This is a genomic window from Streptomyces sp. NPDC001153, assembly GCF_053598315.1.
Window position 1 is genome coordinate 133,256 of record NZ_JBSFJZ010000014.1, and the last position, 14,556, is coordinate 147,811.

The following is a 14,556-nucleotide window of genomic DNA, read 5'->3' on the forward strand; positions in this document are numbered from 1 at the left end:
GAGGCCGGCGGCGAGGCCGGCGGTGCCCGGGACGGCGTACTGCTTGCCCGCCCCGGCCCGCGCGGCTACGCGGACGGCTCCTGCGGGGGGTCCTGCGGCGGCCACGGTGTCCCGATTCCGTGCGGGGCGGGCCACCGTGATCCGCGGCACCGCCTTGAGGCCGGCGGCGAGGCCGGCGGTGCCCGGGACGGCGTACTGCTTGCCCGCCCCGGCCCGCGCGGCTACGCGGACGGCTCCTGCGGGGGGTCCTGGGGCGGCCACGGGTCTCCCCACTCGGCGTCCCGGGCGGCCTTGTACAGGTGGCCGTGGCGTTTGGTGACCGTGGTACGGGCCAGCCGTTCACCCGCCTCGCACAGGTCCAGGAGCACCTGGCCCTTGCGGATCTGCGGGCGCCGGATCACGCGGGAGGGGGCCGGCTCGGCGGGCAGGCGGGTGGCGGCGACGTACGAGAACTTCTCGTCCTCGTACGGCAGGGTGCCGCCCTTGACCCGGCGGTGCAGCGAGGAGCGGGCGACCCGGGCGGAGAAGTGGCACCAGTCCCGGCCGGGCTCGATGGGGCAGGCGGCGCTGTGCGGGCAGGGGGCGACGACGTGCAGTCCGGCGCGGATCAGGCGGTCGCGGGCCTCGATGACGCGGGCGTAGCCGGCCGGGGTGCCAGCCTCCACGATCACCACGGCCTGCGCGGCGGCCGCGGCGGCGTCGACGAGGGCGGCGCGGTCGGGCTCGGAGAGCTCGTTGAGGACGTACGACACCGTGACGAGGTCGGTGGCCTCCAGGGTGAGGTCGGCGCCTATCCGGGCGCGCTGCCAGCGGGCGCCCCGCAGGTCCGGGTTGGCGGCGGCGAGCTCCCGGCCGAGGGCGAGGGCGGGCTCGGCCCAGTCCAGCACGGTGACGCCGCGCTCGCCGGGCCAGGTCGCGGTGACGGCCCAGGTTGCGGCGCCGGTGCCGCCGCCGACGTCGACGTGGCTGCCGGGCGTCCAGTCGGGGAGGGCCTGCGCGAACGCCTCCAGCGCCGAGTGGACCGCTTCGAAGGTGGCCGGCATGCGGTAGGCGGCGTAGGCGGCCACGTCGGCGCGGTCGCGGAGGATCGGGGCGTGGGTGGGGGTGTCGCCCCGGTAGTTGGCGATGAGCCTGTCGACGGCGCCGGCGGCCTGGGTGGGCGGCAGTCCGTCGAGCAGGTCGGCGAGGCTTCTGCGGAGGGCTTCCGCCGGTGGTACGGGGGCGTTCACCCGGAGATTCTATGGCGCCCCGCGCTGGTGCGGACCCTGCTGCGGGCTCCGCCCCCAGACCCCGGCCCATGCCCACCCACCAGCCGTCCCGGTCGGCTGGAAGGAGCCGTCACGAGATAACCGCCCTCGCCAGCCGCGTGGCCAGCGCTGCCCTTGGCCCGCTGTCCGGCGGGCGCCTTCTCGGGTGGACCGTGTTCGCCAGCAGCACCAGGAACGTGTCCGTCCTCGGGTCGAGGACGAGCGACGTACCCGTGAAACCCGTGTGCCCCGCCGCCCCGTGGCCCGAGAGTTCGCCCATGAACCACGGCTGGTCGACGGCGAAGCCCAGCCCCGGCGGGGTGAGCAGGAGCTCGACGAAGTCGGGGCCGAGGATGCGGGCGGGGCCGTAGGAGCCGCCGGCGAGCAGGGCGCGGCAGAAGACGGCCAGGTCGCGGGCGGTGGAGAAGAGCCCGGCGTGTCCGGCGACCCCGCCCAGCGCCCAGGCGTTCTCGTCGTGGACCACTCCCCGCAGCATCCCGCGGTCCGCCTTGGCCCAGGGCCGTCGCTGGTCCTCGGTGGCGGCCGCGCCGGGGCACGGCCCGAAGCAGGTCGCCGTCATGCCGAGCGGGCGGGTGATGCCGTCCTGGACGAGGACGTCGAGGCCACGGCCGGTGATGCGCTCCAGCACGGACTGGAGCACGAGCATGTTCAGGTCGGAGTACAGGTACCGGCCAGGCTCGCCGGCCGGGGCCTCGGCGCGCAGCCGGGCGAGCCGGCTCGCGTGGTCCGGGCAGTCGTACAGCGGCAGCTCGGGGCGCAGCCCGGAGGTGTGGGTGAGCAGCTGCCGCACGGTGATGCCATGGGCGGCCGCGGCGTGGAAGTCGGGCAGGTAGTCGCCGACCCGGGCGTCCATGCCGAGGGTGCCGCGCTCGATCTGCTGCACGGCGGCGACGGAGGTGAACAGCTTGGTGAGGGAGGCCAGGTCGAAGGGGGTGCCGACGGTGGCCGGAACCCGGGCGGCGGGCGGCAGTTCGACGCCGGCGTCGCTCTCGGGGTCGTAGGCGGAGTAGCGGACCGCCCAGCCCGTGGCCTCGGCCACGGCGATCACCGGTCCGCGTCCGGCCAGCACGACGGCGCCGGCCGCCCAGGGGCGGTCTCCGGCGGTGAGGGCGTGCACCTCGCCGACCAGGTGCCCGAGTTCGGCCGGGTCCAGCCCGGCCCGTTCCGGTGTGTCGGCGCGCAGTCTCGGTGCGCTCAGTTCTCGTCTCCCTCCGACCCCGCACGTGTGTTCCCACGCGTGTTCCAGGGACGGCACATTCCCATGAAGCAGGCCGCCGCGACCAGTGATCCCGCCAGTTGGACCACCGCCATGGGGACGGCGGTGTGCTCTCCGGCGACGCCGACGAGCGGTGAGGCCACCGCTCCGACGAGGAAGGAGGAGGTGCCGAGCAGCGCGGAGGCGGAGCCGGCGGCGTGCCGGGTGCGCAGCAGGGCGAGGGACTGGGCGTTGGGGAGTGTGATGCCCATGGCGGACATGAGGACGAAGAGCGCGGCGGCGATCGGCGGCAGACCGACCTCGCCGAGGGCGCCGGCGGACATCAGCAGCAGGGCGGCCGCGGCGAGCACGATCACCGCCAGGCCGCAGGCCAGCACCTTCTCCAGGGCGACCCGGCCGACCAGCAGCTTGCCGTTGACCTGCCCGGCGACCACAAGGCCGACCGAGTTGAGGCCGAACAGCAGGCTGAAGGTCTGCGGGGAGGCGCCGTAGATCTCCTGGATGACGAAGGGGGAGGCGGATATGTACGCGAACAGCGCCGCGAAGGCGAAGCCGCCGGCCAGCATGTAGCCGGTGAAGGGCAGGTCGGCGAGCAGGCCGCGCATCGCGCGCAGGGCCGTCCCGACTCCCCCGTCGTGCCGTTCCGACGGCGGCAGGGTCTCGGGCAGCCGCAGCCAGACGAGCGCGGCCAGCAGCACGCCGACCGCCGTCAGGACGACGAACACCCCCCGCCAGTCCGTCACCCGCAGGATCTGCCCGCCGATCAGCGGCGCCACGATGGGCGCGACCCCGGAGATCAGCATCAGGGTGGAGAAGAAGCGGGCCATGGCCACGCCGTCGTACAGGTCGCGTACGACGGCCCGGGCGATGACGATCCCGGCGGCGCCCGCGAGGCCCTGGGCCAGCCGGAAGGCGACCAGCGTCTCGACGTTCGGGGCGAGGGCGCACAGGGCGGTGGCGAGGAGGTAGACGGCGAGTCCGGCGAGCAGCGGACGGCGGCGGCCCCAGCGGTCACTCATCGGGCCGACGACGAGCTGCCCGAGGGCCATGCCCAGCAGGCAGGCGGTGAGGGTGAGCTGGACGGTGGCGGCGGGCGCGTGCAGGGACCCGGTGACCTCCGGCAGGGAGGGGAGGTACATGTCCATGGCGAGCGGGGGTGTCGCGGTGAGGCCGCCCAGGACGAGGGTGACGAGCGGGCCGGTGCGGCGGGTGGCAGCGGATGTCCGGGGCGGGGTGGGCGACCGGTGGGTGTCCGGTGTCGGTGCCGCGGCGTACTCGGGCATCTGTCCCCTCCCCTTGGTGAAACGACCGCCTCGGTGAAACGACCGCCTCGGTGAAACGACCGCCTCGGTGAATCGGCCGCTTGCCGAAAACGACCGGCACCCATGCTCTCAGCTCGCACACACTGCCGGGGTACACATGACCGATGGATGGGGTGAGGGCGGAGCGGAGGTGGCGCCCGCCCTACGCGGGTCCCGCGTGAACGGCTCCCGCCCGTTGCGAGGTGGCCGCCATCCCGGGTAACCGTATGGCGGACGCGGCATTCCGCATGGCGGACTCGCCGCCTACGCTGCGGTGCCATGACTGACAGGGAATCGAAGATCGCGGTGGTGACCGGCGCCGGGTCCGGCATCGGGCGGGCCGTCGCCGTGGAACTGCTGCGGGCCGGCTGGTCGGTGGCGCTGGCCGGCCGGCGCACCGAGACGCTGACGGAGACCGCGGCGCTGGTGCCGGAGGGCGCCTCCCTCGCCGTCCGCACCGACGTGTCCCGGCCCGAGGACGTGGACGCGCTGTTCGCGGCGACGGCGGACCGGTTCGGGCGAGTGGACCTGCTGTTCAACAACGCGGGGACCTTCGGGCCCGGCGGGGTGCCGGTCGAGGAGCTGTCGTACGACGCCTGGCGGCACGTGGTGGACACCAACCTCAACGGGGCGTTCCTGTGTGCCCAGGCGGCGTACCGGCGGATGAAGGAGCAGGATCCGCAGGGCGGCCGGATCATCAACAACGGCTCCATCTCGGCCCACACGCCCCGCCCGTTCTCGGTCGCCTACACCGCCACCAAGCACGCGCTGACCGGCCTCACCAAGTCGCTGTCGCTGGACGGGCGGCCGTACCGCATCGCCGTCGGGCAGATCGACATCGGCAACGCGGCGACCGACATGACGGCCCGGATGGAGACCGGCGCGCTGCAGGCCAACGGCGAGGTGGTCCCGGAGCCGGTGATGGACGTGGCCGACGTGGCGCGGACCGTGCGGCACATGGCCGAGCTGCCGCTGGAGGCGAACGTGCAGTTCGCGACGGTGCTGGCGACGGCGATGCCGTACATCGGGCGGGGCTGAGCCCACGTCCGCAAGCGGAATTCGAACATCCGCGGTATTGCGGCATGTCGCGCCTATATGCTCAACTTTCCTTCACGAGAGCTTCACAGTTGAAGCACGGGGATTCCGCAGCCATCACCGAGGGGGGAGGCGACGGCCGTTCCACCGGGCCGGAGTTGGGGGTGGACCTCGCGACGGGACGCGAGGTGCACGCCGGTCGGTGGAACGGCCGCCGCACTGTTCAGCGCCGGTGCCGGCCGCCGGGCTCCGTGGCGCCCGCATCATCCCCGTCGGGCCTGTCGAACGCCCCGGACCTCTCGGACCTCTCGGATCTCTCGGACGTCCCGGCCGGTGCTGCCGCCGCAGCCGCCCTGCGCCGCCGTTTGACCACCACCGCCCCCGCCGCCGCCAGCAGCAGCGCCGTACCGGCCGCGCCCTCCACCAGCCGTCCGGGGGACGGGCCGCCGGAACCCGAGGAGGGCGCGCCGGCCGCCGCCTGTGCCGCATTCCGCGCGGGCGCCGGACCCGCCTTCGCCCCGCCCTCGCTGAGCGGATCGACCAGCGTGCCCACGGCCCGCGCCGAACGCCCGGGCCCGAAGCCCCAGTCGAGCAGCGCGGCGGTCTGCTCGTAGACGGCGTTGCTGCCCTCGGCGGGGTGCATGACCGTCACCAGCAGGGTGCGGCCGCCCCGGGTGGCGGCGCCGGTGAAGGTGTTCCCGGCGTGGCTGGTGTAGCCGTTCTTGACGCCGATCAGGCCGTCGTACGTCCTCAGTCCCCACGCCCCGGTCAGCAGGCGGTCGGTGTTCTGGATCTGGAAGGTCTTCCTGCCGCCCGCCGGGAAGTCGGCGGTCCGCGTGCCGCAGTAGCCGCGGAAGTCGGCGTTCTTCAGACCGTGACGGGCGAACAGCGTGAGGTCGTACGCCGAGGAGATCTGGCCCGGGTGGTCGAAGCCGTCGGGGCTGACCACATGGGTGTCCAGGGCCTGCAGGTCCTCGGCCTTGGCCTGCATCTCGGCGACCGTGCCGGCGATGCCGCCGTTCATGTGGGCGAGCACGTGCACGGCGTCGTTGCCGGAGCGCAGGAACACGCCCTGCCACAACTGCTCGACGGTGTAGGTGATGCCGGGCTTGACGCCGACCAGGCTGGAGCCGGCCGGTACGTCGGCGAGGTCGGAGTCCTTCACCGTGTACCGCTCGGTGCGGTCGAACTTCTTCAGCACCGTGTCCGCGAACAGCATCTTCAGCGTGGACGCGGGCGGGAGCCGCCGGTGCGCGTTGAACGCGGCGAGTACCTCACCGCTCGCGCAGTCGGCGATCAACCAGGAACGGGCGGTGAGCTTCTCGGGCAGTCCGGAGGCACCGCGCACCTGGACGCCGGTACGGGCCAGTTGCTCGCCGCCGATCACGGTCGCGGCGGACGCCGGGGTGGACGCGGACAGGGGAAGGGCGGCGGCCGTCAGTCCGAGGACGGCACGCCGGCTGAGCCGGGAACATTCGCGCACTCGGGGACGGTACACCGCGCCCAGCAGCGGATTCGGCAGCGCGGGCCCGTCGCGGCCGTGGAATTTGCCACGTTATGAAAATCGGATGAGTTACCCGGTTTCCTCAGCCCTTGCACACCCTTCGCCCAGGGCGGCTCAAGGTTCCTCCCTGGCCTGTGGCCGCGCCCCCAGTGGGCGCCAAGTACCCTCGAGAAACGGGATGTTCGGCATCTGCCCGGGTCTGCATCTGCCCGAGTCCGGCGCTCGGTATCGCGCTGTTCATCACCGTCAACTCGGTGTCGGCCGGCATGACGCAGGCACGGGACAAGGTCCTGAAATCGCTCTACGGACTACGGCCTACGGCCTCGGCACCGACGGCGGGCAGCTCGCCTCTCAGGGGCCGCGATTCCAGTTCGGCCCGGCGGTGGCTCGTCCCAGGGTCCTCTTCGTGCTGTCCGTCATGCCCAGGGACGCCAGGAGGTGGAGCGCACACGAAGGCAAGACCCGGAGCCTTCTATGCCTGCCCGGTCTCGAACCGCGAGATCCGCCCGTCGTCCTCGACGGTGAAGGCCCACTTGGTGCGCATCTCGCCCCAGGTGTCGTTGCGGTAGCGGGCGATCAGGGCCCGGCCGCCGGCGGACTCGTTGTCGACCTCCATGTGACCGTGGGAGGAGAAGATCTCCCGGTCGATCCACTCGGCGAGGTCACGGTCGGAGCCGTCGTCGGCCATGGTGGCGCCGGGGGCGAGCAGCGCCATGAAGCCCTCCCTGTCATGGGAGTTGACGGCGTTGACGAAGGCCCGGACGGCCGGATGGCTGAGTTTGGCTGGCTGAATCGTCATGGCGTCAGAGTCACACCGCCACCCCGGTCCCGCCACCCGAACGCCATCCACAGCGGGCCGACCGGTGCCGGACCTGCGACGGTGGGCACACGAGCCTCTCCGCCTCTCCTTCCGGGAGTCACCGTGAGCTGTTCCGACCGACGTGATCTGGGCCTGCTGCTGCTCCGGCTGGGCACGGGCGGGGTGCTGGCCGCGCACGGCGCGCAGAAGCTGTTCGGCTGGTTCGGCGGGCACGGGCTCGAGGGCACCGGCCAGTTCATGGAGTCCGTCGGCTACGCGCCCGGCAGGGCGAGCGCGACCGCAGCCGGCCTGGCGGAAGCCGGCGGCGGCACCCTCCTCGCCCTGGGCCTCGCGACCCCGGCGGCGGGCGCGGCGGCGGCCGGCGCGATGGCCGGTGCGGCGACGGTCCACCTGCCCAACGGCTTCTTCGCCCAGGAGGGCGGCTACGAGTACGCGGCGAGCCTCGGCCTCGCGGCAGCGGGCCTCGCGGTGACGGGCCCCGGCCGCCTCTCCCTCGACCACGCCCTCGGCCACGTCTTCGACCGGGGCTGGATGGTGCCGGTGGCCCTGGGCGTCACGGCGGCGGCGACGGCACTGGTGATCGGGGCGCGGAACCAGCGGGTGCGGTTCAGGGCGGAGGGGCAGCAGGAGGTGCTGTTCGAGGAGTAGCCGATGACCGGTAGCCGGTACGGCGCGGTGCCGCGACCATGGGAAGCTGCCCGGCATGACCGATCAGGACACCACGGGCACCGCCGCCACGGCCCTCTGGCCGACCATCGACGAACTCTGGTCCCGCCTGGAGGCCACCCGCAGGCACGCGGGACAGGAGGGCCTGCTCCTGCGCATTCTCAAGCTGTCCGAAGAGGTCGGCGAAGTCGCGGAGGCGGTGATCGGGGCCACCGGCCAGAACCCTCGCAAGGGCGTCACCCACACGTGGGAGGACGTCCAGGCGGAACTGTGCGACGTGGCGATCACGGCGTTGGTGGCCCTGCGGACGTTGACACCTGAGGCACGGGAGGTGTTCGAGGGGCATCTGGAGGGGGTGCGGGAGCGGCCGCTGAAACCGCCGGTGTGAAACCGCACTCGGGTTCGCGATCCGCGCTTGCGTGATGCCCAGGCTGCCTCAGCCTACGAACGTTTCTGCACGTGAGTCCCGCTCTGCCTGCGGGCCGGCGCGTCGGCCTTCCGCTGTTCCCACTCGTCCCACGCCATCTCAGGGCCTCCCCCCGTAGTTGCTGTCTCCGTACCACGGCGTCTGCCCCGGCCCCGGTGGCATGGCTACGTGAGTCTGGGCTGCCGCCGCTGAGCGTCGGCGCCTGCGCACCGCTCCGGCGGTGAGAACCCCACCGGCAAGCACTACGGCTCCAGCGCCCCCGAGAATCCATGGCAGTGCAGAGCCGCCGCTCCCAGATGCGGATGCTGCCGGCGATGGGCTGCTGCCATCCTTCGCGGGGGCCGTGGCCGACCCGTTGGGTGTCTTGGGCGCCGCTTGCTTGAAGTCGGGCAGAGGGTAGACGTCGGCCGGGCCGGGGTCGCCGGGGTCGGTCAGCGCGATGCGGGGGCGGACGGCGCCGTAGCCGAGGTAGTCGGTGCGCTCCTTGCCGCTCGTCGGCTTGCTCGCCGTGTTGAGCATGACGCGCAGGACCTGGTTGTTGGTCCAGTACGGGTGCCTGGACCAGATCAGGGCGGCGGAGGCGGAGGCGAGGGCTGTGGCGTCGCTGGTGCCGTGCGTCTTGCACACTTCCGTGCCGCCGATGCACGCGGCGACCATGTCCTCGCCGGGCGCGACCAGATCGACCTGCGGGCCGTGCTCGGACTCCTGGGTGGCCTTGGCGTTGCTGCCGATCGCTCCGACACCCACCACGCCAGGTGTAGCCGCTGGGTACTCCACCTGGTTGAGCGCAGCACCGTCATTGCCCACACCAGCGAAGATCAGCTTGCCCTTGGACAGCGCGTAGGCGACAGCATCGGTCAGCTCCTGGGAGTGTGCGGTACTCGCCTGCGAGATATTGATGACCTGGGCATCCGAATCGGCCGCGAACCGGATGGCCTTGGCCATGTACGTGGGGTAATCATCCGGATTGCCATCGGCGCGGCTTTGCTCGATGAAGTCCGGGATACGGATCGGCATGATCTTCGCTCCCGGGGCAAGGCCGTAGGACCCGTTGGCGGGGCCACGGGCGCCTGTGCCGGCGATCAGGACAGCCATGCCGGTGCCGTGGCCGTCGTAATCACTGCGTTCGTCCCCGGGACGCCTGGAATAGTTCTTGCCGGCCACGACCTGGCCCCGCAGATCGGGGATGTCGGCCTGGACACCGGTGTCGATCACCGCGACCGTGATGCCCTTGCCCGTGCTGGCCTTCCACATCTCATCGGCGTGCATGGCATCGAGGTACCACTGCCGCTCGCGGACGGTGTCGGCGTACGCGGGAGTGACGGCGATGCTCGCCAACAAGGCCCCCACGGCTGCGGACACGGCCCGGCTGTGCCGGCTTGCCCGCTCGCTGCGGCTGCGCATGGTCATCCTTCTCGTCCTATGTCTCCATCGGGCCCTTCGGGCAGGGGCGGTGGGAGCGTTCGCTTCTTCTTCTCCTCTGCCTGGTGCTCCCTGTCCTCCGTCCGGTCGGTCTCGCGGCTGCCAGAACGCCTGTCGCGGGCGGAGCGGTCGTCACGCTTCGGGGCGGGGGCGGAGACACCACGCGATGGTCCAACTCGCTGCTGCGACGGCTCGTTTGCGCTCGCTTCGCTTGCGGGTCGGACACCTCTCGAGGTGAAACCTGCCCGCTTGCGGTCTCGGGAAGGTCTGGGCTGCCCCCCGACGATCCCGTTGGACGAGGCAGGCATTCGCCCTCGCGCCGCACCCTCCCGGTTCGCAGTGCGGTCTTCGTCGCGGGCCGGCGTGGCTCCTGCGGCACGGCTTCTCAGCCCGGCGCCACGGCCGCTGGGAGCTTGCTGCTCGATCGGGGTGCCGCCGACGACGTTGCCACGTGGAATCGCACCGGCAGGCCGTCCCGCCGTTGGCGGAACGGGACGACCGCCTGTGATGCCACTGACGCTTCTGGCAGAGGGGGAGCCGGTCGGCCCGGGCTCAGCGCCGGACTGACCACCGGTCGCACCGGGGCCGTAGGGGCCGGAGAATCCGCGTCCTGGGATACGCGGGCTCGTGGATGTGCCCGGTCCGGATGGCGTGGTCAGGGGGCCCCGGCCCCCGTACACAGGACGCGAACCGCCTTCCCGAACACCCGGTGGCTGCGTTGTTCCACCCCCGAACACGGGTGGGAGCACGCCTGTCGCAGAAGGCGTCCTGACGTCCGGGCCGTTTGGCCCGGCTGGCGGCGCCGAGTGGGTGGAAGGCACGGTCGGGGCGGGTGGAAGGGAACCTGTGCTGTCGATCGCCGTGTTCGGTACCTCAATGTGAGCGTTCGGCGGCACGTGATGGGAGTCATCGACCAGGTCCTTCAGACGATGCGTCGTGGAGGGCTGAGGTACCGGGCCGGCCCCGCCGGAACGGGAGCCGGCGGCGCCCTCATACGTGTTCGACTTCACCCGCCTGGCCGTCCCTGGTCCCGCGCTTTCCTGTGTGGTCGGGGCGGAGACGTGCGTTCCATCATCGACCTTGGGCGGTACGAACCGTTCCGGCAACTCCGGAAACCTCGGTGCCTCCAGCGCGCTGATCTGCTCCGTCGAGGCCGTGTACGACTGGGCGAGCTTCATCATCAGCCCCCCGGCCTCGGCACGGGTGCTGGCGTACTGGGTCTTGGCCTTCGTCACCTCGGAGTCCGACGGGCCGCCGCCGTGATCGCCGACGTTCGTCGCCTTCGCCGCGTGCGCCTCCAGCACCGAGCGCGGGCCCGCGCTCTGCTTGCGCAGGATCTCGAGCTGCGGCTTGACCTCGTGCAGCGTGTCCGCCGCGTGGCCCAGCCATTTGCCTGCGTTCTCGCTGTAGTCGCCCAGGCTCACTGTCGTCAGCGCCGCCTGGTGGCACCAGGTCCGGAACGCCTTGCCGCCCTCGCCTTCCCACTGGACCGCCATGCTGTGGGTCAGCAGATCGCCGCCGATCTCCTTGATCGTCTTGGCGGCCTCCGTCAGAAGCTTTCCGAGGGCGCCGGCCGTCGGCCCGTCGGCCGACTCGACCATGGCCCACAGCTGTTCGGGGTCCTGGAGCAGGAACCGCTCCTGCCTGACCGACTCCCACATGCGGTTGGCGAAGTCAGACATGGAGTCCCACCGCCTTCCCTTTCGACACCATCCCGTCGCGCTGCCTCATCACCACGGACATCACAGGCCGCCCGCCTGCGAGTCGGACGTGGAGCCGTGTCGGCCATGGCCGGGTGCATCCGTCCCGCCGTCAGCGTGTCCCTTTGCCTCCGGCCGGGCCTCATCGACAGCCAGCTTGTCGGCTTCGACACGGATGCGGTGCAGGCGATCGCGAACGTCGACGTCGAGATGGTGATAGTTGCTCTTCGACGCGTCGACCGTGACCATCAGCCCCTCGATCTGCAGCGCCAGCATCTTGGAAAGGCGCTCCAGTTGGGAATGCACCTGGGTGTAGGCACCGTGGAGCGCGTCGGCTTCGTCGAAGTTGCCCAGCCGGCCCGTCGGCAGGGCGCCGTCCGCGATCCTGTGCGGGGCGGCCTTCGAGTTCTCCAGCCGGGTCAGGAGGTCGTTCACCCGGTTCCTGAAGGCGGTCAAAGTCTCGGCCTCGACCCGCAGTTCCCGGGCCATGACGGCCCCGATGCCTGCGATCGGCCCGATGCCGGACGCGGCCAGCGCGCCGGCCGCCGATTCCAGCGCAGCCGCCGTTGCCTGCGGATCCCCCGTGTTGTCGGCCATCGAGTCCTCCCCCGTGCGGTCAGCACCTCAGCGGCACCTCAGCCACTGGTTTGTGGTGCCCCTGCCATCTCCATCCGTAACAGAAGCAACCCGGGCACGATACTCGTGATCTTTCCTGCTCACGGAATCTTGACGCCGCCCCGGTGCACGACTGACCGGAAAGTGGGCATGCCGTACGTCACAGGCACGCCGCTGCCTCCAGCCATGTCCTTGTTGCAGCCGGGAACGGGGCAGGGGCGTAGGCCCCATGGCACCCGGCCGCGGTGCACAGCGCGTGCGCAGTCACCCGGGAACCCCCGCGAGGCCGCAGGTGCGGGCAGAAACCCCAGCCGGACACACAAAGGCCCCGGCCAGGACGTTCCCTGGTCAGGGCCCCCATGGCAGACGAGTCGGGCTGTACGCCGGGTTCTGTTCCCCGGTGCCCTCGCGGGCGTCGGGGCGACGGCCATCCATCTAGGGCCGGTGTTGCCACCGGCCTCGTGCGGTCTACCCGCGGACTCGGGCGGGCAGCCCTCGAGCGTCCGCGCAGAAACACCGGAGTGTTTCCTTTTGACCTTGCTCCGGGTGGGGTTTACCTAGCTGCCCAGGTCACCCTGGGCACTGGTGGTCTCTTACACCACCGTTTCACCCTTACCAGGGGCCGCAGCCCCGGGCGGTTTGCTTTCTGTGGCACTGTCCCGCGGGTCACCCCGGGTGGCCGTTAGCCACCACCCTGCCCTGTGGAGCCCGGACGTTCCTCGGGAAGCCCCCTAGGGGGACTCCACGCGGCCGTCCGCCCGGCTCGTCTGCCGTGTCGACCATGGTACCGGGCGCCGGGAGCGGCGCGGACCCGCTGCCGCCGTCGCCAGGACCGAGCCCATCAGGATCAGGGCGAAGGCCATCAGGACCGTCGCGGACAGGCGCTCGTCCAGGAAGATCGCGCCCGCCGCCACCGCCACCGCCGGGTTGACGTACGTGATCACCGTCGCCCGCGTCGGGCCCGCCTCCTTGATCAGCTCCAGGAACGCCACGAAGGCCACCGCCGTGCAGAGCACACCCAGGCCGGCCAGGGACGCCAGCGCGGAGGACGAGGGGACGGACGTCGGGCGCGTGGCCATCGCCAGCGGGGCGTAGACCAGCGCCGCCAGGGTCAGGCAGGCCGAGGTCAGGTGGAGTGACGGGACGTCCTTCATGCGGCGCGCGGCTATCAGCGGAGCGGTCGCGTAGCCCACGACCGTCACCAGGACCTCCGCCAGGGAGCGGCCGTCGCCGCCGGTCAGGTGGGGCAGGGTCAGGACCGTCACGCCGGCCAGCCCGAGGGCGAGGCCGGACAGCCGGCGGGCTCCCAGGTGTTCCGTGTCGCCCAGGAGACGGGCCGCGATCAGGCCCACGATCGGTACCCCCGCGATCAGCAGGCCCGACGTCGAGCTGGACAGGTGCCGTTCGGCGTCCGTGAGGGTGAACCAGGGGATCATGATCTCCAGGCACGCGAAGGCCAGCATGGGGCGCCAGTGGGTGCGTACGGTCGTGAGCAGGCCGCCCTGCCGTACGGCGAAGGGGAGCAGGAGGGCCGCGCCGAGCGCGCAGCGCGTGAACACCAGCACCGACGGGGACACCTCGGTCACCGCCACCTTGATCATGAGATAGGGGATGCCCCAGATCACTCCCATGAGGGAGAACAGGAACCAGCCGCGTGCAGTCATACGGTGAGTTTCGGCCGGCGCCTCACCGGGCGTCTTGAACGCTGTTGCGGTACGCCGCCGGCGTCACCCCGAGCACCCTGCGGAACCAGCGGGTCAGATGGGCCTGGTCGGCGAAGCCCACCAGCCCTGCCACCTCGGCCGGGCGCAGGCCCGCCTCCAGCAGTCCGCGCGCCCTGCTCACCCGGTACTGGGCGAGCCAGGCGTACGGGGGTATGCCCATGGTCGTACGGAAGGCGCGCAGGAGCTGGTAGCGGGACAGGCCCAGCTCGGCCGCGAGGTCGGCCAGCGGTGGGGGTGCCGTGAGGTCGTCGGCGAGGCGGTCGCGGACCGTCAGGGCGATCGCGCCCGCGCCGGGGATCTCGTCGGAGGTGGCCCTGGCCGTGGAGTGGCGGCGGGCCAGGGCCGTCAGCAGCCAGGGCAGGACGGACTCGGCCTGCAGCGGGTCCGGGCAGGCGGCGAGTTCCGTGTGGGCGCGGTGGAGGGCCCCGGCCAGCTCGGGGTCGTCCAGGAGGGGTTCGCGGAAGTGCGGGAGGCCGCAGAGGGTGCCGTCGGCCAGGAGGGACGGCTCGGCGTACAGGGCGCGGTAGGCGTAGCCGTCGGTGGCGTTGCCGGGGCCGCCGGTGTGCATCTCGCCCGGGTCGAGGACGACGATCGTGCCGGGGCCGGTGCGGATGTGGCCGCCCCGGTAGTCGATCACCTCACTGCCGCCGACGCAGACGCCGATCGTGTACTCGTCATGGGCGTGCGGGGCGTAGGTGTGCCGGCGGAAGTTCGCCGTCAGCAGGTCCAGCGGAGGTCCGCCGTGCCCCAGCCGGGCGCGCGTCCACAGCGCCTGTTCCGCCATCCCCCATCACCCCTCTCCAACCAAGAGTGCAACGCTTTCGGGCCCCGCTTCCATGCCGCACCCAGGTCGGCTTC

At 72.0% G+C, this 14,556-nt stretch carries 12 protein-coding genes, 1 other RNA gene and 2 pseudogenes; 3 read left to right on the forward strand and 12 right to left on the reverse strand.

The window, feature by feature from the left end:
• The 4 genes and pseudogenes from ACWDEN_RS18180 to ACWDEN_RS18195 all read right to left on the reverse strand — a co-directional run.
• A pseudogene (locus ACWDEN_RS18180) lies at positions 1-261 on the reverse strand (hypothetical protein); the annotation flags it as partial.
• Entirely contained in the window at positions 222-1,229 is a 1,008-nt protein-coding gene (locus ACWDEN_RS18185; RefSeq protein WP_450859636.1) for a small ribosomal subunit Rsm22 family protein, read from the reverse strand. The gene ACWDEN_RS18185 and the pseudogene ACWDEN_RS18180, both read right to left, overlap by 40 nt.
• A gap of 109 nt (positions 1,230-1,338) precedes the next feature.
• Positions 1,339-2,523, reverse strand: a complete 1,185-nt coding sequence (locus tag ACWDEN_RS18190) for a serine hydrolase domain-containing protein (RefSeq protein WP_450859637.1) — start codon at positions 2,521-2,523, stop codon at positions 1,339-1,341.
• Positions 2,463-3,767 carry a multidrug effflux MFS transporter gene (locus ACWDEN_RS18195; protein ID WP_351604487.1) on the reverse strand — a complete coding sequence of 435 codons (1,305 nt, stop codon included), beginning with the start codon at positions 3,765-3,767 and terminating at the stop codon, positions 2,463-2,465. The genes ACWDEN_RS18190 and ACWDEN_RS18195 overlap by 61 nt, the downstream gene beginning before the upstream one ends.
• A 297-nt stretch (positions 3,768-4,064) precedes the next feature.
• On the opposite strand from ACWDEN_RS18195, the gene ACWDEN_RS18200 reads away from it, so the two are divergent.
• Positions 4,065-4,823: an SDR family oxidoreductase gene (locus ACWDEN_RS18200; RefSeq protein ID WP_351604485.1), complete on the forward strand. Its 759-nt coding sequence runs from the start codon at positions 4,065-4,067 to the stop codon at positions 4,821-4,823.
• Between the two features lie 220 nt (positions 4,824-5,043).
• Here the strand turns inward: ACWDEN_RS18200 and ACWDEN_RS18205 are convergent, their stop codons facing one another.
• Positions 5,044-6,303: a D-alanyl-D-alanine carboxypeptidase family protein gene (locus ACWDEN_RS18205; RefSeq protein ID WP_450859638.1), complete on the reverse strand. Its 1,260-nt coding sequence runs from the start codon at positions 6,301-6,303 to the stop codon at positions 5,044-5,046.
• Between the two features lie 493 nt (positions 6,304-6,796).
• Positions 6,797-7,123 carry a nuclear transport factor 2 family protein gene (locus ACWDEN_RS18210; protein WP_450859639.1) on the reverse strand — a complete coding sequence of 109 codons (327 nt, stop codon included), beginning with the start codon at positions 7,121-7,123 and terminating at the stop codon, positions 6,797-6,799.
• Positions 7,124-7,246: 123 nt separating this feature from the next.
• Here ACWDEN_RS18210 and ACWDEN_RS18215 point away from each other — a divergent pair, with 123 nt between their 5' ends.
• Both ACWDEN_RS18215 and ACWDEN_RS18220 read left to right on the forward strand, forming a co-directional pair.
• A complete protein-coding gene (locus ACWDEN_RS18215; RefSeq protein ID WP_351604480.1) occupies positions 7,247-7,792 on the forward strand; it encodes a DoxX family membrane protein in 546 nt (181 codons plus the stop codon).
• Between the two features lie 55 nt (positions 7,793-7,847).
• Positions 7,848-8,198, forward strand: a complete 351-nt coding sequence (locus ACWDEN_RS18220; protein ID WP_351604478.1) for a MazG-like family protein — start codon at positions 7,848-7,850, stop codon at positions 8,196-8,198.
• Positions 8,199-8,336: 138 nt separating this feature from the next.
• Here ACWDEN_RS18220 and mycP read toward each other — a convergent pair whose 3' ends face one another.
• From mycP to ACWDEN_RS18250, 6 genes and pseudogenes are all read right to left on the reverse strand, one after another.
• A complete protein-coding gene (mycP, locus tag ACWDEN_RS18225; RefSeq protein ID WP_450859640.1) occupies positions 8,337-9,647 on the reverse strand; it encodes a type VII secretion-associated serine protease mycosin in 1,311 nt (436 codons plus the stop codon).
• Entirely contained in the window at positions 9,644-11,341 is a 1,698-nt protein-coding gene (locus ACWDEN_RS18230) for a hypothetical protein (protein WP_450859641.1), read from the reverse strand. Before ACWDEN_RS18230 ends, mycP begins: the two co-directional genes overlap by 4 nt.
• Before the next feature lie 60 nt (positions 11,342-11,401).
• A complete protein-coding gene (locus ACWDEN_RS18235) occupies positions 11,402-11,956 on the reverse strand; it encodes a hypothetical protein (RefSeq protein WP_351604474.1) in 555 nt (184 codons plus the stop codon).
• Between the two features lie 381 nt (positions 11,957-12,337).
• Positions 12,338-12,740, reverse strand: an RNA gene (rnpB, locus tag ACWDEN_RS18240) — RNase P RNA component class A.
• A 118-nt stretch (positions 12,741-12,858) separates the two neighbouring features.
• Positions 12,859-13,638 (reverse strand): annotated as a pseudogene (locus ACWDEN_RS18245) (DMT family transporter); the annotation flags it as partial.
• 22 nt (positions 13,639-13,660) lie between these two features.
• The gene (locus ACWDEN_RS18250) at positions 13,661-14,482 is read right to left on the reverse strand and encodes a helix-turn-helix domain-containing protein (protein ID WP_351604472.1); all 822 of its coding nucleotides are present in this window, start codon (positions 14,480-14,482) and stop codon (positions 13,661-13,663) included.
• Between the last annotated feature and the right edge of the window lie 74 nt (positions 14,483-14,556).